Below are 25,017 nucleotides of genomic sequence, written 5' to 3' on the forward strand. Positions count from 1 at the left end.
GAGTGACCGGCACCTCTGGCTTCGCTCGCCTGATCGGAACCGGTCGTGAAGTCCACGCGCATCGAGGCACTGCCTCGTGCATGCGGGTGACGCCGTTATACCAGCGCAAAAAATGCCACGCAAGCCGAAAACCCAGTAATGACGCGGGTTTCAGGGCGATGACAGGCATCGCCGAGCATCTTCCTCAGTGCTTGACGCCGGGCTGATGCGACCCCTTGCCGCGCTCTTTCTTGGTGGCGGGCACCACGCGTCCGCCACCGTCGCCGCCAGCAGCGGGAACGGGTGCGAGCGGCCGCTCGAGGGCCAGGTCCAACACTTCGTCGATCCACTTCACCGGCACGATCTTGAGGCCGTCGGTGACGTTGGCGGGAATGTCGGCCAGGTCCTTCTTGTTCTCGTCGGGGATGATGACGGTGGTGATGCCGCCACGCAGCGCCGCCAACAGTTTCTCCTTGAGCCCGCCGATCGCGGTGACGCGGCCGCGCAGCGTGATCTCGCCGGTCATCGCCACGTCCGCGCGCACGGGATTCCTGGTCAGCGCGGACACCAATGCGGTCACCATCGCGATGCCCGCACTCGGACCGTCCTTCGGCGTCGCGCCATCGGGCACGTGCAGGTGCACGTCGTGCTTCTGCAGGAACTCCGCATCCACACCCAGGCTCACGGCGCGACCACGCACCACGGACATCGCGGCGGAGCCGGACTCCTTCATCACGTCGCCGAGCTGGCCGGTCAGCAGCATGCCGCCCTTGCCCGGTACCAGCGCGACCTCGATCTGCAGCAGGTCGCCGCCGACTTCCGTCCAAGCCAGGCCGGTGACCAGACCGATCTCGTTCTGCTCTTCGGCGCGACCGAAGTCGTAACGGCGCACGCCGGCGTACTTCTCCAGATTCTTCGAGCCGACCTGCATGGCGGCCGCTTTCTTCTTGGCCGGCCTGGGCCCGGCAAGCGCGATCTCCTTCACCACCTTGCGGCAGATCTTGGCGACTTCGCGCTCGAGGTTGCGCACGCCGGATTCGCGCGTGTAGTAGCGCACCAGGTCGCGGATGGCGCCTTCGGCGATCTTCAACTCGTCCGCCTTCAGACCGTTCGCCTTCAACTGCTTCGGCACCAGGTAGCGCTGGGCGATGTTGACCTTCTCATCCTCGGTATAACCGGGGATGCGGATGACTTCCATGCGGTCGAGCAGCGGACCGGGAATGTTGAGCGAATTGGAGGTGGCGACGAACATCACTTCCGACAGGTCGAGATCGACTTCGAGATAGTGGTCGTTGAACGCGTTGTTCTGCTCCGGGTCCAGCACCTCGAGCAGCGCGGACGAAGGATCGCCGCGGAAGTCCATCGACATCTTGTCGATCTCGTCCAGCACGAACAGCGGATTCTTGCTGCCGGTCTTGTTGAGGTTCTGCACGATGCGGCCCGGCATGGAGCCGACGTAGGTGCGGCGATGCCCGCGGATTTCCGCCTCGTCGCGCACGCCGCCCAGCGACATGCGCACGAACTTGCGGTTGGTGGCCTTGGCGATGCTCTGGCCGAGCGAGGTCTTGCCGACGCCCGGCGGACCGACCAGGCACAGGATCGGGCCACGCAGCTTCTTCACCCGCGACTGCACGGCCAGGTATTCGAGGATGCGCTCCTTCACCTTCTCCAGACCGTAGTGGTCGGCATCCAGCGTGTCCTGCGCGACCTTGAGATCCTTGCGGACCTTGGTGCGCTTGTTCCACGGCACGCCGAGCAGCCAGTCCAGGTAGTTGCGGACGACAGCCGCCTCGGCCGACATGGGCGACATCTGCTTGAGCTTGTTGAGCTCGTTGCGCGCCTTGGTCTCGACGGGCTTGGGCATGCCGGCGGCGGCGATCTTGCGTGCGAGCTCTTCCAGTTCGTTGGGTGCCTCGTCCAGCTCGCCCAGTTCCTTCTGGATGGCCTTCATCTGCTCGTTGAGGTAGTACTCGCGCTGGCTCTTCTCCATCTGCGATTTCACGCGACCGCGGATGCGCTTCTCCAGCTGCTGCACGTCGATCTCGCCGTCGACGAAGCCGACCAGCAGCTCCAGCCGCTCACCGACTTCGACCGTCTCCAGCAGGCGCTGCTTGTCGCTCAGGCGCACGCCGAGGTGCGCGGCGATGGTGTCGGCCAGGCGGCTGGGCTCGTCGATGCCGGCCAGGGTCTGCAGCAGTTCGGGCGGCAGCTTGCGGTTGGTCTTGACGTACTGCTCGAACAGGCCCATCAGCGAGCGCGCGACGGCCTCGATCTCGCGCGGTTCGCGGGCGTCAGTGGAATCGATCTCCTCGCCCTGCCCGTACAGCGAGCCATCGCGCTCGACCACGTTCGAGACGCTGACGCGCGCGGTGCCCTCGACCAGCACCTTGATCGTGCCATCGGGCAGCTTCAGCAACTGCAGTACCTGCGCCAACGTGCCGACGGTGTACAGATCGGCGGCGGCGGGATCGTCCGTCTCGGCGGACTTCTGTGCCAGCAGGATGATGCGCTTGTCGGCTTCCATCGCCTGTTCGAGCGCACGCATGGACTTGTCGCGGCCGACGAACAGCGGGATGACCATGTGCGGGAACACCACCACGTCGCGGAGCGGCAGGACCGGCAGGTCGAGGATTTCAGTCTGGGGACGGCGGGGCATGGGGGCTCCAGCAGGTGCGGAATGCAGGGGTGCGCGGGCACCAATGGGCCCGTTATGGGGCCATCGCCCATGGGATGCAAGAGCGTCGCCAAAACCCTAGGGGGACCGGCGACGTGCGATTGCGCGGCCAAACTGAACAGGCGCCACGAGGGCGCCTGTCAGAGGACCAGCATCTGGCCGGATCACTCGGCCGAGGCGACCTTCTGGGTCGGCGGATTCTGATAGATCAGGTACGGCTCGGACTTGTGCTCGATCACCGACTCGTCCACCACCACCTTGCTGACGTTCTCCAGCGAGGGCAGCTCGTACATGGTGTCCAGCAGCACCGATTCGACGATGGTGCGCAGGCCGCGCGCGCCGGTCTTGCGCTTCAGCGCCTTGCGCGCGATCGCCGACAGCGCATCGGGCCGGAACTCCAGCTCCACGCCCTCCATCTCGAACAGCTTCTTGAACTGCTTGGTGATGGCGTTCTTGGGCTCGGTCAGGATCTTGACAAGCGCGGTCTCGTCCAGCTCTTCGAGCGTGGCGACGACCGGCAGGCGGCCGACGAACTCGGGAATCAGGCCGAACTTGATCAGGTCCTCCGGCTCGACTTCCGACAGCACCTTGCCGACCTCCGACTTCTTCTCGGAGCTCTTCACCTTGGCGCCGAAGCCGATGCCCCCGGCTTCGGTGCTGCGCTGCTGGATGATCTTGTCCAGGCCGGCGAACGCGCCGCCGCAGATGAACAGGATGTTCTTGGTGTCGACCTGCAGGAATTCCTGCTGCGGATGCTTGCGGCCACCCTGCGGCGGCACGCTGGCGACCGTGCCTTCGATCAGCTTGAGCAGCGCCTGCTGCACGCCTTCGCCCGACACGTCGCGGGTGATCGAGGGGTTCTCGCTCTTGCGCGAGATCTTGTCGATCTCGTCGATGTAGACGATGCCCTGCTGCGCCTTGTCGACATCGTAATCGCACTTCTGCAGCAGCTTCTGGATGATGTTCTCGACGTCCTCGCCCACGTAACCGGCTTCGGTCAGGGTGGTGGCGTCGGCGATGGTGAACGGCACGTTGAGCAGGCGCGCCAGCGTTTCGGCCAGCAGCGTCTTGCCCGAACCGGTCGGGCCGGCCAGCAGGATGTTCGACTTGGCCAGTTCGACCTCGTCGTTCTTGCTGCGGCTCTCGATGCGCTTGTAGTGGTTGTAGACCGCGACGGCCAGCGTGCGCTTGGCCCGGTTCTGGCCGATCACGTACTGGTCCAGGACCTCGAGGATCTCGCGCGGCTTGGGCAGGTGGCTGCGGGCGGACTGCGCCTTCTCTTCCAGCTCCTCACGGATGATGTCGTTGCACAGCTCCACGCATTCATCGCAGATGAACACGCTGGGGCCCGCGATCAGCTTGCGCACCTCATGCTGGCTCTTCCCGCAGAACGAGCAGTACAGGATTTTGGTGCTGTCGCCGGAACGGCCCTGACGATCTTCGCTCATGCTGGTATTACTCGGTCGCTCAACCCGCCCGGAAGGGCTTTCGGTCGGAGAATAGCACACGGTCCCGGCTTGTCGGCCGGGACGGTGAACAGGGGGATTTGTGCCTGAAAACCGGCAATCCGGGGATCAGGCCGACTGGATGGTGTCTTCCGGACGGCGCTCGAGCACTTGGTCGACCAGGCCGTAAGCCTGCGAATCCGCCGCGCTCTTGAAGTTGTCGCGCTCGGTGTCGCGCTCGATGGTTTCCAGCGACTGCCCGGTGTGGTGGGACAGGATGGCGTTCAGCTTGGCGCGCAGCGTCAGGATCTCGCGGGCATGGATGTCGATGTCCGTCGCCTGTCCCTGGAAGCCGCCCAGCGGCTGGTGGATCATCACGCGCGAATTCGGCAGCGCGTACCGCTTGCCCTTCGCGCCCGCCGCCAGCAGCAGCGCGCCCATGCTGGCCGCCTGGCCCACGCAGATCGTGCTGACGTCGGGCTTGATGTACTGCATGGTGTCGTAGATCGCCATGCCGGCCGTCACCACGCCACCGGGCGAGTTGATGTACAGGCTGATGTCCTTCTCGGGATTTTCGGCTTCGAGGAAGAGCATCTGCGCCACGATCACGTTCGCCACGTGGTCGTCCACGCCGCCGACCAGGAAGATCACGCGTTCTTTCAGCAGGCGGGAATAGATGTCGTAGGCGCGCTCGCCGCGGCTGGTCTGTTCGACCACCATCGGCACCAGGTTGAGGGCTTGGGTTTGAATGCTCATCGGTTCTCGCGCCTGTCGTTCGTGGGAAGGTCCGGCCTAGGATAGCCGGACCTTCTGCCCGGGCGGGCGCCCGGATCAGTTGCGGATGGCTTCCTGGAAGGAAAGCGCCTGCTCGGTGTGCTGGGCGCGCTCGGCGATCCAGTCGATCACCTGCTCCTCCATCACACGGCCCTGCAGACTGTTCATCAGTTGGGGGTCGTTGCGGTACAACTCAATGACCTGCTCGGGCTCTTCGTAGGTCGAGGCGATCAGGCGCAGCGTCTCGTTCAGGCGCTTCGGGTCCAAGCGCAGCTGGTTGCGGCGCGCCACCTCGCCCACCAGCAGGCCGACCAGCACGCGCTTGCGGGCCGCGTCGAGGAAGCCTTCATGGGCATTGTCCGGGATCTGCACGTTCTGGCCCTGGCGGCGTGCCTGTTCGGCGGCCTGCTGGACCATCACGCGGGCCTCGTTCTCGACCAGGCGCGGCGGCATCTCGACGTGGGCGTAGGCGGCGATGAGCTGCTCGCCGACTTCACGGCGCAGACGGGTCATCAGCGCGCCCTTGAGCTCGCGCTCCAGGTTGCTGCGGATGTCGGCACGGAACTGCTCGGCGTCGCCGCTCTTCACGCCGAAGCTGCGGATGAACTCGCGGTCGACCTCGGGCAGCACCGACTCGGCCACCTCGGTGACCTTGACGTGCACCTTGACCTGCCGGCCCGCCAGCTGCGGCACGCGCCAGTCGGCCGGGAACGTCACCGACACCGTCTTCTCGTCGCCCTTCGCAAGACCCACCAGCGCCTGCTCGATTTCACCGAACATCACGCCCGAGCCGATCAGCGTGGCGCCCTTTTCGAAACCCTCGGCGGGCATGCGCTCATCGCCGGCCTGCGACCAGGTTTCCAGCGCCACGCGGTCGCCGTCCTTCGCGCCGCGCTCGACCACCTGGAACGTACGACGCTGCATGCGCAGGTTGTCGATCATCTGGTCGATGTCGGCGTCGGTCACTTCGGCGGTATTGCGCACCACGCTCAGCTTGGCGACGTCGATGTCGCCGAACTCCGGCACTACTTCGAACGTGGCGACGAAATCCAGCTCGCCCTCGCCCTGCTTCTCGATCCGCGGGCTGCCGGCCAGCTGCAGTTCCTGCTCGCGCACGGCGTTGTTGAAGGTCTCGCGCAGCAGGCCGTCGAGGGCCTCGGCACGCACCTGGTCGCCGAAACGCTGCTCGATGACCTTGGCCGGCACCTTGCCGGGGCGGAAGCCCTTGATGCGCGCGGTGCGCGACAGCTCGCGCAGGCGGCCGCCGATATGGGTGTCCAGACGCTCCGCCGGCAGGCTGAAGCTCATGCGGCGCTCGAGGTTGCCGACCGATTCGACCGAAACTTGCATACTCACTGACTCCTGCGGCCACGGCGGGGCCGGGGCGATGTTGATGAATCCGGGACGCCTGGGACAAGGCGGAAGGCCTGCCCGGCGGAACTTGCTAGTTTCGCCGATTCCGGAGCGGCCTGCCAGCGGTCGGCGCAGGAACGCCGGCGTTCCCTGCCCATTGCCGTCATGTACAGGCCGAAGGCGGGAACGCCGCCAGCCGGACCGTGCGCCCGTGGGGCGGCGGTCCCTCAGGCGCGCTGCGGCGCGCTGGCGCCCGGGCCATGCGACAGGCCGTGGTGCGAAAGGAGGGACTCGAACCCTCACGGGGGTTACCCGCTGGAACCTAAATCCAGTGCGTCTACCAATTCCGCCACTTTCGCAGTGGGCGTCGCATTGTAGCGGCCGATGTGGCGCGACCGACAATAAAAAACGCCCGGCTTTCGGCCGGGCGTCTCGGGTTTGGTGGGCCGTCAAGGATTCGAACCTTGGACCTATTGATTAAGAGTCAACTGCTCTACCAACTGAGCTAACGGCCCCGAAACATCAGACGCGTAGTGTAACCGCATCGCTTTTTTCTGTGAACCCCCGCACCGCGGGTGTCCTTGAATCAGTGGGGTGGCTGAGGGGACTCGAACCCCCGACATCTGGAATCACAATCCAGTACTCTAACCAGCTGAGCTACAGCCACCACTGAAACCTGCATCCTCCCGGATCGCACCGGAGTGGCGCGCCCGACAGGACTCGAACCTGTAACCGCCGGCTTAGAAGGCCGGTGCTCTATCCGGTTGAGCTACGGGCGCCCGGTCCGGATTGTCGCATCCCCGCCCTGCCGGAACACACTCTGGCGGTACATTCAGACTGGTCGGGGTAGAGGGATTCGAACCCCCGACCCTCTGCTCCCAAAGCAGATGCGCTACCAGACTGCGCTATACCCCGACGAGGGTCCCGGCGTGGCGTCTGGACGCCAACGAGTTCGCGTATTGTCGGAATCCATGGCCCGGCTGTCAAACGGAACGTGATCGACCACGGCCTGCGATATGCTCATGCGCTGGGGACAGACGTCCGGCAACCACGTGAGGGAACCATGATACGCAGCGGCAATCCGGCATTGAAGGAATCCACGTTCCTCGACCTCGGCAGCGGGGCGGTCGTCTCGCGCGACGGCGAGGCGATGACGCTCAACGGGACGGTCAACAAGACCGGCATCCTGCTGTTGCTGACCGTGCTGACGGCGGCGTTCTCCTGGAACCAGGCGCTCGGAACGGACGGCCTGCCCGCGCCGGGATTCGCGCTGTACATGTGGGGTGGCGCGATCGGCGGCTTCATCCTGGCGCTGATCACCATCTTCAAGAAGACCTGGTCGCCCGTCACCGCGCCGCTGTACGCGCTGGTGGAAGGATTCTTCCTGGGCGCGATCTCGGCGGTCTACAACGCGAAGTTCGACGGCATCGTGATGCAGGCGGTCATGCTGACCTTCGGCATCCTGTTCGCGTTGCTGTTCGCCTACCGCAGCGGCCTGATCAAGGCGACCGAGAACTTCAAGCTGGGCGTGGTGGCGGCGACCGGCGGCATCGCGCTGGTCTATCTGGCCAGCATCGCGCTGGGCTTTTTCGGCATCAGGATCCCGATGATTCACGAATCCGGACTGGTCGGCATCGGCTTCAGCCTGTTCGTGGTGGTCATCGCCTCGCTTAACCTGGTGCTGGATTTCGACTTCATCGAAAGCGGCGTGGAACAGGGCGCACCGAAGTACATGGAGTGGTATGGCGCGTTCGGCCTGATGGTCACGCTGGTCTGGCTGTATCTGGAGCTGCTGCGTCTTCTGTCGAAGCTGCAGTCGCGCGACTGAGTTTCCACACTCGAGACGATGCAGGGAACGGGGCGCACAGGCGCCCCGTTTTCATTCCGTCGCCTGCACCGGACGACGCGACGGCCACAGCATGAAGACCAGCGCGGACACGGCAAGCTGCCAGCAGTACTGCACGCTGCCGGCCAGTGCGAGCGGCGAGACGGCCGCCAGCGACGCCGCCAGCAGGATCTGCGCACCGTACGGCAACACGCCCTGCACGATGCAGGCGAAGATATCGAGCACGCTGGCCGCGCGTCTCGGACTGATGCCGTGGCGCTGGGCGATGTCCTTGGCCAGGCTGCCGGTCACCAGGATGGCGACGGTGTTGTTGGCCGTCAGCGCGTCCGAACCGGCCGCGAGCGCGGCGATGCTCAACTCGCCCGAGCGCCGACCGGTATGGCCGCGGGCGAACGTGGCGATGACCTGGGCAAGCCAGGCTAGGCCGCCCGTCGCCTTGATCAGCGCGGCCAGTCCGCCGATGAGGATGGACAGCAGGGTGATCTCCACCATGCCCTCGAATCCCACGTAGATGTCGCCGGCGAACGAGACGGCATCGTAGTCCTGCGCCATCGCGAAGCCGAACAGGCCGGAGGCGACCAGCCCGATGGCCAGGACCAGCACCACGTCCAGCCCGGCCAGCGCCAGTCCCAGCACCATCAGGTAGGGCAGCACCAGCCACGGCGATGCGTCGCCCGGCGCTTCGACCGGTGCCGCGTCGCCCAGCACGCCGAGCAGGACCAGGGTCGCGATGGCCGCCGGCAGCGCGATCCTGAAGTTTTCACGGAACTTGTCGCGCATCTCCGCGCCCTGGCTGCGGGTGGCGGCAATGGTCGTGTCGGAGATGATCGACAGGTTGTCGCCGAACATCGCCCCGCCCAGCACCGCGCCGACGACGAGCACGCGGTCGAGTCCCGCCGCGTCGGCCACGCCCAACGCGATGGGCACCACCGCCGCGACCGTGCCCATCGACGTGCCGATGGACAGCGAGACGAAGGCCGCCACCAGGAACAATCCCGGCAGGATCAGGTTGGCCGGCAGCGCGCCCAGCCCCAATGCGACGACCGCATCGACGGCGCCGATGGCTTTCGACACGGTGGCGAACGCGCCCGCCAGCAGGAAGATCAGGCACATCAGCATGACGTTGCTGTCGCCCATCCCCTGCAGCAACGTCTGTTGCGCCGGCAGACCACGCCGGCGCGCGAGCCACACCCCCAGCGCGAGCGCCGGCAGGATCGCCACCGGCGCGCGCAACTGGTAGAAGCCCATGGCCTCTCCCTGCGCCGTGTAATACAGGCCCGCGCCGAAGAACAGCGCCAGGAACAGCAGCAGCGGAGTCAGCGCCAGCGCGCTCGGACGGACGGACATGAACGGGACCTTCTGCGTGGGCCGCGGATTGTGCGTGCCCTTCGCCTCGCATCCAACCTCATGGATGGGACATACGCAAACAAAAACGGGACGCCGCGGATCGGTTGTCGCGTCAGCCGTCCTGCAATCCGCTGGCCAGGCGATAGCGCGCGCTGGCCGACAGCGTCGCCCACAGCAGGAGCAGCCCGCCCAGCGCCAGCGAAGCGCCCAGCGCACGTGGGCCAAGCAGCAGATGGCCGATGCCGAACATCAGCGCGAAGACGCCGGCGTTGCCGGCCAGCCACGCCGCACCCAACCAGAGCATCGCCTCCTTCGGCGCAGCCCCCGGCAGGCCATGCCAGCATCCCGGTGGACGTACGCGGTGGACGAAAGCCGCCAGATGCTCACGCGGCACCGGCGGCGTCAGGCAGGTGGCCACCAGCGCGCAGGTCGTCGCGATGCCGACGATGGCGACCAGCAGGTGTTCGGCGCGCGCATCGGGGAAGAGCGGATAAAGCACCATAGCGGACATCACCGCCGCCACGATGCCGACGATTTCGGTCCATGCGTTGGCGCGCCACCAGAACCACCGCAGCATCGACGGCAACCCCAGGCCCGCGCCCAGCGCGATGAAGAACCGCCACGCCTGCTCGATGCTGTCGATCCGCGAGGCCACCACCACGCCCATCGCGGCGAGCAGCAGCACCGCCAGGCGGCTTATCCAGACCAGGCGCGACTGGCTGGCGTCAGGATCGACGAAGCGCCGATAGAGGTCGTGGGTGAGGTAACTCGCCCCCCAGTTGAGGTGGGTGTCCACCGTACTCATGAACGCCGCCAGCAGCGAGGCGAACAGCAGGCCCAGCACGCCGGCCGGCAGCAGTTGCGCCATCAGGACCGGATACGCCATTTCGCGATCGTTCGCGACCACGCCGGCGGCCCCTTCGCCCGGTGCACCCAGCGGAAACACCAGCAACGCCACCAGCGCGACCAGCACCCAGGGCCAGGTGCGCACGGCGTAGTTCAGCACCACGAACCACAGGGCGCCACCGACCGCATGACGCTCATCGCGCGCCGTGAACAGGCGCTGTGCCAGATAACCGCTGCCGTCGCTGTAGTACTGCGCCCACCATTGCACGGCCACGTAGATGAGGAAGACGTGCAGCGGCAGCCAGGCGGCGTCCTGCGCAGGCACGAACGCGAGCAGCGCGTTCACGTCGTAATGCCGCGCCAGCCCGTCCCGCAGCCCCTGCAGCCCGCCGACATGATCGATGGCGAACCACGCGAACAGGGTGCCGCCCACCAGCGCCATCGCGAACTGCACCAGATCGGTCAGGATGACGCCTCGGATGCCGCCCAGACTCGAGTAGACGCCGATCACGCCGAACAGCACCAGCACGGTGATCGTGTCGCCGGGCGTGCCGACCAGCAGTGTTTCGGGCCACAGCGCGGCGAATCCTGCCACGGCTTCCGGGCCCAGCCAGGCGGGCCAGTCCACGAAGGGCGCCGCGATCTTCACCATCGCCCGGACCACCCAGCCCAGGATGATGGCGTTGATGAAAATGGCGAAGAAGGCCGCCTTGAAACCGCGCAACCAGGCGCCGGATCGCCCGGCGTAACGCAGTTCGATCAGTTCGGCGTCGGTGAGGATGCGCGAGCGGCGCCACAGCGCGGCGAACACCACCGCCACCGACACGTGCGAGATCGCCCAGGACCACCACAGCCAGTTGCCGGCGACGCCATGCCTGGCGACCAGCCCCGCCACCACCAGCGGCGTATCGGCCGCGAACGTGGTGGCGGCCATCGAGGTGCCCAGCCACCACCACGGCAGCGACCGGTCCGCGACGAAGTACGACTCCACGGAACGCCCCGCCGTGCGGGACACCCAGGCGCCTACGAGGAGCGCGGCCACCAGGTAGGCCGCGACGATGGTCCAGTCAATGACCGCCAGCGATCCCATCGGGCGCGACGGCATGCGTCATGAGGAACATTGGATCGAGCATACCCCACGCGATGCGGGGGGCCAAACCGCATCTCCGCGCCGCGACGCGCGGAGATGCGCGCGCCATGCTCAGACGCGGCTGGCGATCGCCTTGGCGAAGGACATGGTGGTGCCCTCGCCGCCCAGGTCCGGGGTCAGCGAATCCTTGGCCTCGAGCGTGGCGATGATCGCCGCGCGCAGGCGCTCGGCCTTCTCGGGCTGGCCCAGGTGGTCGAGCATCTGCGCCGCGCCCAGCAGCAGCGCGCAGGGATTGGCCACGCCCTTGCCGGCGATGTCCGGCGCCGAGCCGTGGACGGCTTCGAAGATCGCCGCGTCGGCACCGATGTTGGCGCCCGGGGCCAGGCCCAGGCCACCCACCAGGCCGGCGCACAGGTCGGAGATGATGTCGCCGAACAGGTTGGTGGTGACGATGATGTCGAACTGCTCCGGACGCATCACCAGCTGCATGCAGGTGTTGTCCACGATCATCTCGTTGGTCTGGATCTCGGGGTACTGCGCGGCGACTTCGCGCGCGACCTTCAGGAACAGGCCCGAGGTCGTCTTCAGGATGTTCGCCTTGTGGACGATGGTGACCTTCTTGCGGCCGGTCTTGCGGGCCAGCTCGTAGGCGTAGCGCACGATGCGCTCGGATCCCTTGCGGGTGATCTTCTGCGTCAGCAGCGCGGTTTCGCCGTCTTCCGAGATCGACTGGCCTTCACCGATGTAAGCGCCCTCGGTGTTCTCGCGCACGGTGATCAGGTCCACGCCGTCCGGGAAGCGCGACTTGGTGTTCGGGAACGACTTGGCCGGACGCACGTTGGCGTACAGGTCGAAGTGGCGGCGCAGCGCCACGTTGATCGAACTGAAGCCCTCGCCTACGGGCGTGGTCAGCGGGCTCTTCAAGGCGACGCCGTTCTTGCGGATCGAATCCAGCGTGGCCTGCGGCAGCAGGTCGCCGTGCTTCTCCAGCGCGACCAGGCCGGCATCGGCCTCTTCGTAGGCCAGGCCGACCTTGAGTGCATCCAGCACATACAGGGTGGCGTCCATGATCTCCGGGCCGATACCGTCGCCGCGGATCACCGTAATCGTCTGGGTCATTGAGTGGGGTTTCCGAACAGGGGCGCGCGCCGGACGGGGCCGCGACGCGTGCAGAAAGGGAGGAGGTGTCCACCAATTATGCCCGACGGGCCCATGCGGACCCAAATCGACCATGGTCTGAACCCTCCCCTTCAAGAGGGGTTCGGCGGGGGTGGTGCGGCACGTATCGGGCGATGGCGGAGCCGGGTGCAGCCGCCTCCCGTTCCCGGCCTTCCCCTCTAAGGGGGAGGAAGAAGCCTCAACCGTGGTCGTGCGCGGCCGGCGCGTCTGCCTGTCCGCCTTCCAGCTGATCGAGGAGGTCCACTGCGCGGCGCAGGTGCGGGATGACGATGGAGCCGCCCACCACCAGGCCCACCGAGAAGGTCTCGAAGAACTCCTCGCGCGTCACCCCCGCCTCCTTGCACTGGGCGACGTGGTAACTGATGCAGTCGTCGCAACGCAGCACCATCGACGCGACCAGCCCCAGCAGCTCCTTGGTCTTCACGTCCAGCGCGCCGGCCTGGTAGGTCTGGGTGTCCAGCGCGAAAAAGCGGCGCACCACTTGGTTCGGCTCGTCCAGGATGCGCTTGTTCATCCGCTGGCGGAATTCGGTGAACGCCTTCACCCGGTCCTGGCTGTCGTCGGCGGCGCTCATGCGGCCTCTCCCGACAGCAGGGCATCCAGCTTGCCGGCGCGGTGCAGCGCGATCATGTCGTCGTAGCCGCCCACGTGCACGTCGCCCACGAAGATCTGCGGCACGCTGGTGCGCTTGGCGGTGGCGATCATCTTCTCGCGCTCGGCCGGGTCCAGGTCGATCCGTACCTCGGTCCAGGTCTGGCCCTTGCTCTTCAGGAAGTTCTTGGCCGCCACGCAGTACGGGCAGATGGCGGTGCTGTAGAGGGTGATCTGCGGCGCGGTGGCGCCCTGTGGGGTGTCGCTCAAGGGAGGTCTCCGGAACGAAAGGGACGAGAGGCGGTCCCAGCCAATATCGGGCAGGCCGCGCCGTCTTCCAGTGAACGAAGTGGAACAGTGCGAACCGGAACCGGACCGGTTAACCACGTATTCACTCGCCCGGATCGACGACCGGTCATCCTGATGAAGACGCCCATTATCCGCCACGGAGCTCCGTTTGCGTCCCTTGCTGCTCGCCACCGTCCTGACCCTGGCCCTCGCGGCGCCGCTGGCGGCGTCTCAGGAGAGCCGCCTGCCCGACATCGGCTCCTCCGCGGGCGAGCTACTGACGCCGGCGCGGCAGGCCCAGTACGGCGGGATGATGCTGCGCGAACTGCGCAACTACGGCTACCTGCTCGAGGACCCGCTGGTCACCGACTGGCTGCAGGGCGTCGGCGGCCGGCTCGGCGCGGACAGCGACAACCCGCAGCAGTCCTACACCTTCTTCATGATGCGCGACCGGCAGATCAACGCCTTCGCCACGCTGGGCGGCTACATCGGCATGAACGCCGGCCTGGTGCTGACGGCCGACCGCGAGGACGAAGTAGCCGCGGTGCTCTCGCACGAAATCGCCCACGTCACCCAGCAACACGTCCTGCGCGGAGTGGAGCGCGCCCAGCGCGACCAGGTACCGATCCTGCTCGGCATGCTGGGCGCCATCGTGCTGGCGCAGGCGGCGGGCGGCAGTTCCAGCGGCGACGCCTCGCAGGCGGCCATCGCCAGCGCGATGGGCCTGATGCAGCAGCGCCAGATCGACTACACCCGCTCCAACGAATCCGAAGCCGACCGGGTCGGTATCCGCACCCTGTCCCGCGCCGGCTACGACATCGACGCGATGGCCGGTTTCTTCGCCAAGTTGCAGCAGGCGACCCGGGTGGCGCGCGGCAGCGGTCGCGAACAGGTGCCGGACTACCTGCAGACCCACCCGGTCACCACCACCCGCATCAGCGAGGCGCGACAGCGCGCCGACCAGCTGCGCGGCAGCCAGGTCACGGCCGTCACCAGCGTGCCCGGCGGAGAGCGGGTCGAGCGTTTCGACCGCAATGCGGTAACCCTGCCGGAAACCCGCAGCGACAACCCGCTGCTGCCGATCCCCGTGACCCTGCCCTCGCAGACCTTCCGCCAGGGCGACAGCGGCCAGTTCGACTGGGCCCGCGAACGCCTGCGGGCGCTCAGCGCGAGCACCCCGTCGGCCGCCGTCCGCGAGTACGAGACCCTGCGTCGGCAGGCCGGCAAGCCCTTGAGCGGACCGGAGCGCTACGGCCTGGCCGTGGCGCATCTGCAGGGCGGCGATACCCGCACCGCGCTGGCCGAACTGCAGCGGCTGGCCGACGAGCACCCCGACAACCTGTGGCTGTCCCTGACGCTGGGCGAAGCCGAGTCGCGTACCGGCAATGCCGCGGCGGCCAACCGCCGCTTCGACGCGCTGATGCAGCGCTACCCGCAGAACCGCCCGGTGGCCCTGACCTACGCCAAGGTGCTGAACGAACAGGGAGGCCGCGAGGCCGGGCAGCGCGCGCAGGCCATCCTGCGCCCCATGATGGCCCGTGCCGGCGACGATCCGGTGTTCCAGCAGCACTTCGCCCGGGCCAACGAACTGGCCGGCGACACCGCCCGCGCCGGCGAGGCCTATGCCGAGGCCGCCTACCTGAACGGGCGACCCGAGCAGGCCCTCATCCAGCTGCAGAATCTCAAGGCCCGGAGCGACCTGGACTTCTACGCCCGCGCCCGGGTCGATGCCCGCATCGCCGCCATCACCCCGGAAGTGCTGGAACTGCGCCGCCAGGGAATCCGCGACCCGGACGTGGAACGCCGCTGAAGCACGGGCGGCACGGCAGCATGACACTCCGGCGGCATGTCATGTAACCGTCACAAAATTGTCGTCTACTGCTCCCGTACCCCCTCGCACCCGGATCCTGCGTGCAGAAGCACATCCTGATCGTCGACGACGAACCCGCCATCCGCGACATGGTGGCGTTCGCCCTCCGCAAGGGCGAATACGAGCCGATCCACGCCGGCGACGCCCGCGAGGCCCAGAACGCCATCGCCGACCGCGTGCCCGACCTGATCCTGCTGGACTGGATGCTGCCCGGCACCAGCGGCCTGGAGCTGGCCCGCCGCTGGCGCAAGGACGCCATGACCCGCGACGTACCCATCATCATGCTCACCGCCCGCGGCGAGGAGAACGACCGCGTCGGCGGGCTGGAAGCCGGCGTGGACGATTACGTGGTCAAGCCGTTCTCCGCGCGCGAGCTGCTGGCCCGCATCCGCGCCGTGATGCGCCGCTCGCGCGACGACGACGAGGACGGCAGCGTGGCGGTCGGCAACCTGCGCATCGACGGCGCCGCCCACCGCGTGTTCGCCGGCGACACGCCGGTCGCCATCGGCCCCACCGAGTACCGCCTGCTGCACTTCTTCATGACCCACCCCGAGCGCGTCTACTCGCGCACGCAGCTGCTCGACCACGTGTGGGGCGGCAGCGTCTACGTGGAAGAACGCACCGTCGACGTGCACATCCGCCGCCTGCGCAAGACTCTGGAGCCGCACGGGCTGGAAAACATGGTGCAGACCGTGCGCGGGTCCGGCTACCGGTTCTCGGCCGCGATGTGAGGTTGTCGCGGGAATCGGGAATCGGGAATCGGGAATCGGGAATCAGTGAAAGAGCGTACCGCCCTTGCCCGTCATCCCGGCGCACGCCGGGATCCACCTTGATCTGCCGTTGCCCGCCTGGCGCCGACGCGACGGCCAATACCGCCCGACAGGGCTCCCGGCACGCAGCGGGATGACGGAAACGCAGTCGCGCCCCCTGCCCCATCCCCTGCTGTCATACACATCTGCCTACAATCGGTCCATGCCCCACGACATCCGTTCCGCGTGGTTCAAGACGCTCGGCCAGCTGGTACTGGTCCTGGCGCTCGCGGTCGTGGTCGGCCTGCTGCTCGGCCAGGTCTGGCCGGTGGTCACCCTCGCCGCCCTCGGCGTGGTGGCCTGGCACTACTGGCGGCTGCGCAAGGTGCTGCTGCGCCTGACCGCGCGGCAGCGGCTGGCGCCGGCACAGGGCAAGGGCGTCTGGAACGAACTGGACCGCCTGCTGTTCCGCGGCCAGGCCGAGATGCGCACCCGCAAGCGTCGCCTGCTCGACATGCTGCGCGCCTACCGCGCGGCCGCCGCCGCGCTGCCCGATGCGGTGGTGGTGGTCGAGCGCAACAGCCAGCGCGTGCAGTGGTTCAACAAGGCCGCGACCAGCCTGCTGGGCCTGCAGTACCCCACCGACATCGGCGCGCCCGTCGGCGACCGCCTGCAGCCCTTGCCGATGTCGCACTGGCTGGCCGCCGGCCGCAATGCCGAACCGATGCTCGACGCCGCCTCGCCGGTCGATCCGGACCTGCGCCTCAACCTCCGCCTGATCCCCTACTCCGACGAGTACTGGCTGCTGGTGGCGCGCGACGTCAGCAAGATGCTGCGGCTCGAACAGATGCGCCGCGACTTCGTCGCCAACGTGTCGCACGAACTGCGCACGCCACTGACCGTCGTGCATGGTTACCTGGACATGCTGGAACCGGCCGAACACCCGGACTGGGCACCGATGCTCGGCGAGATGCAGAAGCAGTCCCAGCGCATGACCCAGCTGGTGGAAGACCTGCTGACCCTGTCGCGGCTGGAAGCGCAGGACAGCCTGCCCGATGAGAACGTGGCCATGGCGCCGATGCTGGCCACGCTGCGCCGCGAGGCCGAAGCGCTGAGCCAGCGCCGCCACACCATCGTGATCCAGGACGAGGCCAACCTGGACCTGTCCGGCTCCAACAAGGAACTGCACAGCGCCTTCTCCAACCTGGTCAGCAATGCCGTGCGCTACACGCCGGTCGGCGGCACCATCACCGTGCGCTTCGCGCGCGAGGGCGACGGCGCCGTGCTCAGCGTGCGCGATACCGGCTACGGCATCCCGGCCTCGCACCTGCCGCGCATCACCGAGCGCTTCTACCGCGTCTCCACCAGCCGCTCGCGCGAAAGCGGCGGCACCGGCCTGGGCCTGTCGATCGTCAAGCACGTGCTGAACCTGCACCAGGCCCGGCTCGAGATCGAGAGCGAAGTCGGCCAGGGCAGCGTGTTCTCCATCCACTTCGGCGCCGATCGCGTGGAGCCCCGCCTCGACGCCTTCAGCCCCCTCACCACGGACCGCCAGACCGCATGAACGCCGCCCTGGACACCACGCCCCTTCCCGCCGGCGAAGACGCGCTGCGGGACCCGGCGCTCTACCTGAACCGTGAACTCTCGCAACTGGATTTCAACTTCCGCGTGCTGGCGCAGGCGCAGGATCCGTCGGTGCCGCTGCTGGAGCGCCTGCGCTTCCTCTGCATCTCGTGCACCAACCTGGACGAGTTCTTCGAGATCCGCGCCGCCACCGTGCGGCATGCGCTCGACTTCGGCCTGCCGCCGGGCGCCGACGGCATGAGCCCGGCCACGGTACTCAACAAGATCCACGACCGCGCCGCCGAGCTGGTCGATGCGCAGTACAAGTGCTGGAACGAGGTGCTGCGCCCCGGCCTGGCCGAGGCCGGCGTGCGCGTGTTCGGACGCGACAGCTGGAATGCGCGGCAGACGCGCTGGCTGCGCGCGTACTTCCGCAACGAGATCATGCCGGTGCTGTCGCCGCTCGGCCTGGACCCAGCGCATCCGTTCCCGAAGATCCTCAACAAGTCGCTCAACATCGTGGTGGTGCTGAAGGGCAAGGATGCGTTCGGCCGCGCCGGCCATCTCGCCATCGTGCGCGCGCCACGCTCGCTGCCGCGCATCATCCACCTGCCGCAGCGCGTGTCGGGCGGCGAGAACGATTTCGTCCTGCTGTCGTCCGTGCTGTCGGTGTTCGTGGACGAGCTGTTCCCCGGCATGGAAGTGAAGGGCTCCTACCAGTTCCGCGTGACCCGCAACTCCGAAGTGGTCGTGGACGAAGAGGAAGTTGAGAACCTGGCGCTGGCATTGCGCGACGAACTGGTCGGCCGCGGCTATCGCCCTGCCGTGCGGCTGGAGATCGCGCACGACTGCCCCAAGCCCATCGTGCGGCAGTTGCTGCAGAACTTCGCGCTGCCGGACAACGCCGTGTATCCGATCCACGGCCCGGTCAACCTCAACCGCGTGATCCAGGTGTACGACCTGGTGCAGCGGCCGGAACTCAAGTACCCGGCGTTCACCCCGCGCCCGCTGCGCGACAGCGAAGCGATCTTCGAGAAGATCGCCGACGACGACGTGCTGCTGCACCACCCGTTCGATTCGTTCGGCGCCGTGCTGGACCTGATCAAGCAGGCCGCGGTGGACCCTGATGTGCTGGCCATCAAGCAGACGCTCTACCGCACGGGCAAGGACTCGGCCATCGTCGACGCGCTGGTACAGGCCGCGCGCAACGGCAAGGACGTCACCGTGGTGGTGGAGCTGCGCGCGCGCTTCGACGAGGACGCCAACCTGGGCGTGGCCGACAAGCTGCAGGAAGCCGGCGCCCAGGTCGTCTACGGCGTGGTGGGCTACAAGACCCACGCCAAGATGCTGCTGATCGTGCGCCGCGAAGGCCGCAAGCTGCGGCGTTACGTGCACCTGGGTACCGGCAACTACCACAGCGGCACCGCGCGCGCGTACACCGACATCGGCCTGCTCACCGCCGACCCCGACATCGGCAGCGACGTCCACCTGCTGTTCCAGCAGCTCTCGGGGCTGGCGCCCACGACCAAGCTGAAGCGGCTGCTGCAGTCGCCCTTCACGCTGCATCCGGGACTGATCAAGAAGATCGAACGCGAGGCCAGACTGGCGCGGGCGGGCAAGCCGGCGCGCATCATCGCCAAGATCAACGCCATCAACGAGCCGCGCATCATCCGCGCACTGTATGCGGCCTCGCAGGCGGGCGTGCGGATCGACCTGATCGTCCGCGGCGCCTGTGCGCTGCGTCCCAGCGTACCGGGCATTTCCGACAACATCCGGGTGCGCTCCATCGTCGGGCGCTTCCTCGAACACAGCCGTCTCTACTGGTTCGGCAACGACGGCGCGCCGGAACTGTACTGCGCCAGCGCCGACTGGCTGGAACGCAACCTGCTGCACCGCGTGGAGACCTGTTTTCCGATCCTCGACAAGGACCTGGCGGCGCGTGTGTTCAAGGAAGGGCTGCAGAACTATCTGGACGACAACTGCAACGCCTGGGAACTGCAGGCCGACGGCAGTTACGTGAAGCTGGCGCCCGGCGACGAGGCGCCGCATTCGGCGCAGGGCCTGCTGCTGGCCAAGGTGTGATGCGACGACGCCTCGCGTCGTCGCATGGCAGCAATGCGTGTCGCCATTGGCTAAACTGACCGCATGGCGCCCATGACCTCCCCCACCTCCCCGCCGCTCAAGGACGGGGACCTGCTGGCCGCGATCGACCTGGGCTCCAACAGCTTCCACATGGTGGTCGCGCGCTCGCTGCTCGGGCAGCTGCGCGTGGTCGACCGCCTGCGCGAAACCGTGCGCATGGCCGACGGCCTGGACAACAAGGGCGGCCTGTCCTCCGCCGCCCGCCAGCGCGCGCTCGACTGCCTGTCGCGGTTCGGCCAGCGCATCCGCGACATTCCCGCCACGCGCGTCCGTGCGCTGGCCACCAACACCGTGCGCCAGCTGCGCGACCCCCAGGAGTTCCTGGTCGCCGCCGAAGCCGCGCTCGGCAAGCCCATCGAAGTGGTCTCCGGCCGCGAGGAAGCGCGCCTGATCTACCTGGGCGTGGCGCATGCGCAACCGCCCAAGACCGGGCAGCGGCGGCTGGTCATCGACATCGGCGGCGGCTCGACCGAATTCATCATCGGCCGCGGCTTCGAGACCCTGGAACGCGAAAGCCTGCAGGCGGGCTGCATCGCCAGCACGCGCCGGTTCTTTCCCGGCGGCAAGCTGTCGCGCAAGCGCTGGAAGGAAGCGCTCACCGAGATCGGCGCCGAGTTCCAGCAGTTCGCCGGCCTGTACCGCAACCTGGGCTGGCAGGAAGCGATCGGCTCGTCCGGCACCAACAAGGCCATCGGCGAGATCTGCGCGGCGATGAAGTTGACCAAGGGCGCGGTGACCGCCGAGGCACTGCCGCAGGTGCGCGAGAAGCTGCTGCAGGCCGACCGCATCGAGGACATCGACCTGCCCGGCCTGTCCGGCGACCGGCGCCCGATCATCGCCGGCGGCGTGCTGGTGCTGGAAGCCGCCTTCGAGGCGCTAGGCCTGCAGCGTCTGATGGTCAGCAAGGCGGCCATGCGGGAAGGCATCCTGTTCGACATGCTGGGCCGCGGCAGCGACAACGATCCGCGCGACCTGTCCACCGCTGCGCTGATGCAGCGCTACGGTATCGACGAATTCCAGGCCGCACGCGTGGAAGCCACGGTCATGCGCCTGTTCGAGCAGGTCGAGGGCGCCTGGGGCCTCAACGACGACGACGCCCGCATGCTCGGCTGGGCTGCGCGCCTGCACGAGATCGGCCTGGCCATCGCGCACAGCCAGTATCACGTGCACGGCGCCTACCTGCTGGAGCATTCGGACATCGAAGGCTTCTCGCGGCAGGAACAGCAGGTGCTCTCGGCGCTGGTGCGCACGCACCGGCGCGGCGTGCCGAAAACCGCGTTCGATGCCCTGCCCGACCGCCTGCTGCTGAGCGCCAAGCGCAAGGCCGCGCTGCTGCGGCTGGCCGTGCTGCTGCATCGCTCCCACGACGCCGAGGCCATTCCGCGCCTGGATGCGACCGCCAGCGGCGACCGCCTGGACCTGGTGGTCAGCAAGAAGTGGATCGACTCGCGCCCCCTGCTCCGCTCCGACCTGGTCGGCGAACCCGAGGACATGCAGGGACTGGGCGTCGCGTTCAAGCCGTTCGTGGCCTAGCACGTCGACTCCGCCCGTCAATTGTGACTTGAGGTTACACTCGCAGCCGCCCCGGCTCTGCGGCGTGGTCACCCCCTTCGCCCCATGCCACCTCCCCTCCGTGCCTGCGGTGGGGGCAGAACCCGACGGCTGACTATTCGTCGCGTACCTGCCTTCAGGAGGAAGCCCGTGATCGACAGTAGGCATCCCGCCGATGCATTGACCGAGGCCTGGCTGGAGGGTGGCCCCGGTGCCACGGCCATCGCGCGCAACGTGGACCGTCTGCTCGAGGCCGTGCGCCGCCACCTCGACATGGACGTGGCCTTCGTCAGCGAATTCCACGGCAGCCATCGCGTCTTCCGGCACGTCGCCACCCGTCTCGACCGCGCCCCGATCCGCCCCGGCGATTCCAGCCCGCTCGACGAGGGCTATTGCATGCGCGTGGTCGAGGGCAGCATTCCGCAGCTGATTCCCGATACCGCCGCCATTCCCGTGCTGGAGCGCATCGCGGAGACCCAGGCCGTGCCGATCGGCTCGCATCTCAGCGTGCCCATCCAGCTGCGCGATGGCCGTATCTACGGCACGTTCTGCTGCTTCAGCCTGGCCTCCAACCTCTCGCTGGGCCAGCGCGACCTGCACATGATGCGTGCCTTCGCCGATCTGCTGGCCTACCAGATCGACGGCGACCTCGACGCGGTGCACGAGCACGAGGAGAAGGTCGCCCGCATCACCTCGGTGCTGGAACTCGGCCAGCCGCACATGGTGTACCAGCCGATCTACCGCAGCAGCGAACGCCGCATCATCGGGGTGGAGTGCCTGTCGCGCTTCGACCTGGAACCGCGCCGCACGCCGGATGTCTGGTTCGCCGAGGCCCGCGAGATCGGCCTTGGCGTGCGGCTCGAGCTCAATGCCATCCTGTCGGCACTGGACGGACTGCGCGGCGTGACGGGCGACTTCTACGTCGCATTGAACGTGTCGCCGCAGACGATCGTCATCGGCGGCATCGACGGCTACATCGACGATCTGGATCCGCGCCGCGTGGTGCTGGAGATCACCGAGCACTCGCTGGTCGACGATTACGGTCTGCTCAACGAGCGGCTGGTGCCACTGCGCGAGGCGGGTGTCCGCATCGCGGTGGACGACGCCGGTGCGGGGTACGCCAGCATGCGCCATGTGCTGGCCATCCATCCGGACATCATCAAGCTCGACCTCAGCCTCACCCGCGGCATCGACAGCGATTCGCCGCGCCGCGCGCTGGCGGCCGCGCTGATCGAGTTCGCCCGGCAGACCCAGTCGCATGTGGTGGCCGAGGGCGTGGAGACGGCCTCCGAACTGGCGGCGTTGCAGGCGCTCGGCGTGGACGATGTGCAGGGTTACCACCTCGCGCGCCCGCTCGAGGCCGCGGTGCTGGCGCAGGTGCTGCGCGACGAGCGTTCACGCACCTAATGCGCGCCGTGGCTCTGGCATGATGCGTGCGTCGTCCGTTCCGAGCCTCCCATGAAGACCTGCGCCCTCGCCGACGGCCTCACCGTCTCCCGCATCGCCTGCGGCTGCATGCAGCTCAGCCGCGCGTGGGATGCCACCCCGGTCACCGCCGACGAGCGCCGCCATGCGCAGCGCCTCGTCGAGACGGCACTGGCGAACGGGATCACGCTGTTCGACCACGCCGACATCTATGCGCGCGGCAAGTCCGAGCAGGTGTTCGGCGACGTGTTGCGTGCCTCGCCCGGCCTGCGCGGGGGCATGGTGCTGCAGTCCAAGTGCGGCATCCGCTTCGCCGACGATCCGCCGGGCGCGCCGGGGCGATACGACTTCAGCCATGCGCATGTCGTCGGCTCGGTCGAAGGCAGCCTGACGCGGCTCGGCGTCGATCATCTGGATGTCCTGCTGCTGCACCGTCCGGATGCGCTGGCGGAACCGGAGGAGGTCGCGCGTGCGTTCGACGATCTGCACGCCGCGGGCAAGGTGCGTCACTTCGGCGTGAGCAACCACACGCCCGGCCAGATCGAGCTGCTGCGGCGCTACGTCCGCCAGCCGCTGGTCGCCAACCAGGTGGAGCTCAGCCTGCTGCATCACCCCCTGATCGACGACGGCGTGGTCGCCAACACCACCGGCCACGTTTACGCCTCGGTGGCCGGCACGCTCGACTACTGTCGCCTGCACGACATCCGCGTGCAGGCGTGGTCGCCACTGGCGGGCGGCAGGCTCGCCACCACGTCCGAGTTCGCCGATCCGCTGATCCGCGAGACGTCGCGGCTGCTGCGGCACCTGGCGGAAGAGAAAGGCGTGACGCCGGAAGCGATCCAGCTCGCCTGGCTGCTGCGCCATCCTGCCGGCATCCAGCCCATCGTCGGCACTACCGACCCGGTGCGGCTGGTCGCCTGCTGCGCGGCGGACGGCATCACCCTGAGCCGGGAAGAGTGGTATGCGCTGTTCACGGCTGCGCGGGGGGATCGCGTGCCGTGACAACGCCCCTGCTCATTTTCTTCCTGCTCATCGCCACGCTCTTCGTGGCTTTCGTGATCGGCGTGTCTCGCGCCGAGAGGGATGCGAGAAACCTCATCTTGCGCAAGGGGCAGCTCGCCGAGGCGGAAATCCTGTACTACGAGCAAGACGAGCATCTGCTGGTGTACTACCGGTTCACGCCGCAGGGGGAGCAGGAACCCATCACCTGCAACAACCCTATTTCACCGTGGTCCAAGCGGTTCCTCCCTGGCACCATCGTCCCCGTCCGTTACATGCTGAAGTATCCCAGCATGTCACTGCTGGTGCCTTACGCTTCGCGTTGGTCGCGCTCCTAGCTCCTGTTATGAGAATGGCGTCCCCTCGCCACCAATCCCGTCCGACGGAAGTCCCATGTCCCACAGCGCAATCAACTTGAGAGACAAGCTGAGCCGCTTCTCCGACCATTGGTCGCCGCGCGTCGTCGCCGAGATGAACGACTACCAGTTCAAGCTGGCCAAGATCCACGGTGAATTCGTCTGGCATGCGCACGAGGAGACGGATGAAGTCTTCATCGTGCTGGCAGGTGAAATGACGCTGGAGTTCCGTGACAAGACGGTTCCCCTGGCCACCGGCGAGATGTATGTCGTCCCCAGGGGCGTCGAGCACCGGCCGGTCGCCAAGGAGGAATGCAGCATCATGCTGGTGGAGCCACGCGGCGTGGTGAACACGGGCGACGCCGGCGGTGCGTACACCGCCAAGAACGATGTATGGGTCTGAGATTCGACATCGCCGGACCGTGCCGAACCAGTCCGAGAACTGAAACCATGCGATGCATTCTGCTTACCCTGCTCGCGCTGCTTCCCATGACCGCCCTGGCCGGCGTTCCGTTCGAGGCCACGCTGGAGGACATGGCGCTCTCTGCGGACCACATCCTGGTCGGTCGTGTGACCGGCGTCGACATGATCGATGGCGCGGGCAGACCGGTCACCGATCCCGAGGCACGTACCGGACCCGGCCAGCGAAACCAGATCCGCCTGCGCATCACGGTGGACCACGTGCTGGTGTCCAACGCGCTCCCTGTACCCAGGCATCTCTTCGTGCCGCTGGCGTCGCACCTTCACTACACGCTCGGCCAGATCCAGGCCGCGCACGCACAGGACTCCGAGCAGCGCCTGGTCTTTCTGAAAGGGCCCCGGTTCGACGGGATCAAGCCGGGCGTGTTCATGCGCCCGCTGGACGAGCGCCAGGAGGCACTCCGCCTTCGCCAGGCCGCCATACGCACGCACGACTGACACGATTCCATCAACCCTACCTGTGGCTTACC

20 protein-coding genes and 5 tRNA genes are annotated in these 25,017 nt (G+C 67.4%); 11 read left to right on the forward strand and 14 right to left on the reverse strand.

Annotated features, from left to right (window positions below; all coding sequences use genetic code 11):
• Nucleotides 1–184: 184 nt before the first annotated feature.
• The 9 genes from lon to VGN58_RS05455 form a co-directional block, all read right to left on the reverse strand.
• Nucleotides 185–2,635 (reverse strand): endopeptidase La, encoded by a 2,451-nt coding sequence (lon, locus tag VGN58_RS05415; protein WP_327482291.1) that lies wholly within the window; start codon nucleotides 2,633–2,635, stop codon nucleotides 185–187.
• A 182-nt stretch (nucleotides 2,636–2,817) separates the two neighbouring features.
• Nucleotides 2,818–4,101 (reverse strand): ATP-dependent Clp protease ATP-binding subunit ClpX, encoded by a 1,284-nt coding sequence (clpX, locus tag VGN58_RS05420; protein WP_327482292.1) that lies wholly within the window; start codon nucleotides 4,099–4,101, stop codon nucleotides 2,818–2,820.
• A gap of 126 nt (nucleotides 4,102–4,227) precedes the next feature.
• On the reverse strand, nucleotides 4,228–4,854 hold the full coding sequence (gene clpP, locus VGN58_RS05425; RefSeq protein WP_327482293.1) for an ATP-dependent Clp endopeptidase proteolytic subunit ClpP: 627 nt from the start codon (nucleotides 4,852–4,854) through the stop codon (nucleotides 4,228–4,230).
• Between the two features lie 75 nt (nucleotides 4,855–4,929).
• The gene (tig, locus tag VGN58_RS05430; RefSeq protein WP_327482294.1) at nucleotides 4,930–6,222 is read right to left on the reverse strand and encodes a trigger factor; all 1,293 of its coding nucleotides are present in this window, start codon (nucleotides 6,220–6,222) and stop codon (nucleotides 4,930–4,932) included.
• A gap of 276 nt (nucleotides 6,223–6,498) precedes the next feature.
• Nucleotides 6,499–6,584 (reverse strand) — tRNA-Leu (locus VGN58_RS05435).
• A gap of 80 nt (nucleotides 6,585–6,664) precedes the next feature.
• A tRNA-Lys gene (locus VGN58_RS05440) sits at nucleotides 6,665–6,740 on the reverse strand.
• A gap of 75 nt (nucleotides 6,741–6,815) precedes the next feature.
• Nucleotides 6,816–6,892, reverse strand: a tRNA-His gene (locus VGN58_RS05445).
• Between the two features lie 35 nt (nucleotides 6,893–6,927).
• A tRNA-Arg gene (locus VGN58_RS05450) sits at nucleotides 6,928–7,004 on the reverse strand.
• Nucleotides 7,005–7,063: 59 nt separating this feature from the next.
• Nucleotides 7,064–7,140: transfer RNA gene (locus tag VGN58_RS05455), tRNA-Pro, on the reverse strand.
• Between the two features lie 151 nt (nucleotides 7,141–7,291).
• Here VGN58_RS05455 and VGN58_RS05460 point away from each other — a divergent pair.
• A complete protein-coding gene (locus tag VGN58_RS05460) occupies nucleotides 7,292–8,053 on the forward strand; it encodes a Bax inhibitor-1/YccA family protein (protein WP_422662749.1) in 762 nt (253 codons plus the stop codon).
• 51 nt (nucleotides 8,054–8,104) lie between these two features.
• Here VGN58_RS05460 and VGN58_RS05465 read toward each other — a convergent pair whose 3' ends face one another.
• From VGN58_RS05465 to grxC, 5 genes are all read right to left on the reverse strand, one after another.
• Nucleotides 8,105–9,418 carry a Na+/H+ antiporter NhaC family protein gene (locus VGN58_RS05465; protein ID WP_327482296.1) on the reverse strand — a complete coding sequence of 438 codons (1,314 nt, stop codon included), beginning with the start codon at nucleotides 9,416–9,418 and terminating at the stop codon, nucleotides 8,105–8,107.
• A gap of 112 nt (nucleotides 9,419–9,530) precedes the next feature.
• Complete coding sequence (locus tag VGN58_RS05470) at nucleotides 9,531–11,369, reverse strand: sodium:solute symporter family protein (RefSeq protein WP_327482297.1); 1,839 nt, start codon at nucleotides 11,367–11,369, stop codon at nucleotides 9,531–9,533.
• 96 nt (nucleotides 11,370–11,465) lie between these two features.
• On the reverse strand, nucleotides 11,466–12,473 hold the full coding sequence (locus tag VGN58_RS05475) for an isocitrate dehydrogenase (protein WP_327482298.1): 1,008 nt from the start codon (nucleotides 12,471–12,473) through the stop codon (nucleotides 11,466–11,468).
• Nucleotides 12,474–12,711: 238 nt separating this feature from the next.
• Nucleotides 12,712–13,107, reverse strand: a complete 396-nt coding sequence (locus tag VGN58_RS05480; protein ID WP_327482299.1) for a carboxymuconolactone decarboxylase family protein — start codon at nucleotides 13,105–13,107, stop codon at nucleotides 12,712–12,714.
• Nucleotides 13,104–13,394 carry a glutaredoxin 3 gene (gene grxC / locus VGN58_RS05485; RefSeq protein WP_327482300.1) on the reverse strand — a complete coding sequence of 97 codons (291 nt, stop codon included), beginning with the start codon at nucleotides 13,392–13,394 and terminating at the stop codon, nucleotides 13,104–13,106. Before grxC ends, VGN58_RS05480 begins: the two co-directional genes overlap by 4 nt.
• Nucleotides 13,395–13,581: 187 nt before the next feature.
• Between grxC and VGN58_RS05490 the strand changes: the two genes are divergently transcribed.
• From VGN58_RS05490 to VGN58_RS05535, 10 genes are all read left to right on the forward strand, one after another.
• Nucleotides 13,582–15,222 (forward strand): M48 family metalloprotease, encoded by a 1,641-nt coding sequence (locus tag VGN58_RS05490; RefSeq protein ID WP_327482301.1) that lies wholly within the window; start codon nucleotides 13,582–13,584, stop codon nucleotides 15,220–15,222.
• A 101-nt stretch (nucleotides 15,223–15,323) separates the two neighbouring features.
• Nucleotides 15,324–16,013 carry a phosphate regulon transcriptional regulator PhoB gene (gene phoB, locus VGN58_RS05495; protein ID WP_055941959.1) on the forward strand — a complete coding sequence of 230 codons (690 nt, stop codon included), beginning with the start codon at nucleotides 15,324–15,326 and terminating at the stop codon, nucleotides 16,011–16,013.
• 241 nt (nucleotides 16,014–16,254) lie between these two features.
• Nucleotides 16,255–17,595 (forward strand): phosphate regulon sensor histidine kinase PhoR, encoded by a 1,341-nt coding sequence (gene phoR / locus VGN58_RS05500; RefSeq protein WP_327482302.1) that lies wholly within the window; start codon nucleotides 16,255–16,257, stop codon nucleotides 17,593–17,595.
• Nucleotides 17,592–19,676, forward strand: coding sequence for a polyphosphate kinase 1 (ppk1, locus tag VGN58_RS05505; RefSeq protein WP_327482303.1), 2,085 nt, complete (start codon nucleotides 17,592–17,594; stop codon nucleotides 19,674–19,676). Before phoR ends, ppk1 begins: the two co-directional genes overlap by 4 nt.
• A gap of 63 nt (nucleotides 19,677–19,739) precedes the next feature.
• Nucleotides 19,740–21,269 carry an exopolyphosphatase gene (gene ppx, locus VGN58_RS05510; protein WP_327482304.1) on the forward strand — a complete coding sequence of 510 codons (1,530 nt, stop codon included), beginning with the start codon at nucleotides 19,740–19,742 and terminating at the stop codon, nucleotides 21,267–21,269.
• 168 nt (nucleotides 21,270–21,437) lie between these two features.
• On the forward strand, nucleotides 21,438–22,694 hold the full coding sequence (locus tag VGN58_RS05515; protein WP_327482305.1) for a sensor domain-containing phosphodiesterase: 1,257 nt from the start codon (nucleotides 21,438–21,440) through the stop codon (nucleotides 22,692–22,694).
• 51 nt (nucleotides 22,695–22,745) lie between these two features.
• Complete coding sequence (locus tag VGN58_RS05520) at nucleotides 22,746–23,714, forward strand: aldo/keto reductase (RefSeq protein WP_327482306.1); 969 nt, start codon at nucleotides 22,746–22,748, stop codon at nucleotides 23,712–23,714.
• On the forward strand, nucleotides 23,711–24,049 hold the full coding sequence (locus VGN58_RS05525) for a hypothetical protein (RefSeq protein WP_327482307.1): 339 nt from the start codon (nucleotides 23,711–23,713) through the stop codon (nucleotides 24,047–24,049). The genes VGN58_RS05520 and VGN58_RS05525 overlap by 4 nt, the downstream gene beginning before the upstream one ends.
• Before the next feature lie 55 nt (nucleotides 24,050–24,104).
• Nucleotides 24,105–24,470: a cupin domain-containing protein gene (locus tag VGN58_RS05530; RefSeq protein ID WP_327482308.1), complete on the forward strand. Its 366-nt coding sequence runs from the start codon at nucleotides 24,105–24,107 to the stop codon at nucleotides 24,468–24,470.
• A gap of 47 nt (nucleotides 24,471–24,517) precedes the next feature.
• Nucleotides 24,518–24,985, forward strand: a complete 468-nt coding sequence (locus VGN58_RS05535) for a hypothetical protein (RefSeq protein ID WP_327482309.1) — start codon at nucleotides 24,518–24,520, stop codon at nucleotides 24,983–24,985.
• Nucleotides 24,986–25,017 lie beyond the last annotated feature (32 nt).

Source organism: Pseudoxanthomonas sp. (assembly GCF_035999195.1).
In the GTDB taxonomy this organism is placed as follows: domain Bacteria; phylum Pseudomonadota; class Gammaproteobacteria; order Xanthomonadales; family Xanthomonadaceae; genus Pseudoxanthomonas_A.

Excerpts from the sequence above, each read along its gene's own strand:
- ppx (WP_327482304.1), top strand. The coding sequence starts at position 19,740 with ATGGCGCCCATGACCTCCCCCACCTCCCCGCCGCTCAAGGACGGGGAC.
- tig (WP_327482294.1), bottom strand. The coding sequence starts at position 6,222 with ATGCAAGTTTCGGTCGAATCGGTCGGCAACCTCGAGCGCCGCATGAGC.
- VGN58_RS05465 (WP_327482296.1), bottom strand. The coding sequence starts at position 9,418 with ATGTCCGTCCGTCCGAGCGCGCTGGCGCTGACTCCGCTGCTGCTGTTC.
- clpP (WP_327482293.1), bottom strand. The coding sequence starts at position 4,854 with ATGAGCATTCAAACCCAAGCCCTCAACCTGGTGCCGATGGTGGTCGAA.
- VGN58_RS05475 (WP_327482298.1), bottom strand. The coding sequence starts at position 12,473 with ATGACCCAGACGATTACGGTGATCCGCGGCGACGGTATCGGCCCGGAG.
- ppk1 (WP_327482303.1), top strand. The coding sequence starts at position 17,592 with ATGAACGCCGCCCTGGACACCACGCCCCTTCCCGCCGGCGAAGACGCG.
- VGN58_RS05470 (WP_327482297.1), bottom strand. The coding sequence starts at position 11,369 with ATGCCGTCGCGCCCGATGGGATCGCTGGCGGTCATTGACTGGACCATC.
- lon (WP_327482291.1), bottom strand. The coding sequence starts at position 2,635 with ATGCCCCGCCGTCCCCAGACTGAAATCCTCGACCTGCCGGTCCTGCCG.
- VGN58_RS05535 (WP_327482309.1), top strand. The coding sequence starts at position 24,518 with ATGCGATGCATTCTGCTTACCCTGCTCGCGCTGCTTCCCATGACCGCC.
- VGN58_RS05530 (WP_327482308.1), top strand. The coding sequence starts at position 24,105 with ATGTCCCACAGCGCAATCAACTTGAGAGACAAGCTGAGCCGCTTCTCC.
- VGN58_RS05480 (WP_327482299.1), bottom strand. The coding sequence starts at position 13,107 with ATGAGCGCCGCCGACGACAGCCAGGACCGGGTGAAGGCGTTCACCGAA.
- clpX (WP_327482292.1), bottom strand. The coding sequence starts at position 4,101 with ATGAGCGAAGATCGTCAGGGCCGTTCCGGCGACAGCACCAAAATCCTG.
- phoR (WP_327482302.1), top strand. The coding sequence starts at position 16,255 with ATGCCCCACGACATCCGTTCCGCGTGGTTCAAGACGCTCGGCCAGCTG.
- VGN58_RS05520 (WP_327482306.1), top strand. The coding sequence starts at position 22,746 with ATGAAGACCTGCGCCCTCGCCGACGGCCTCACCGTCTCCCGCATCGCC.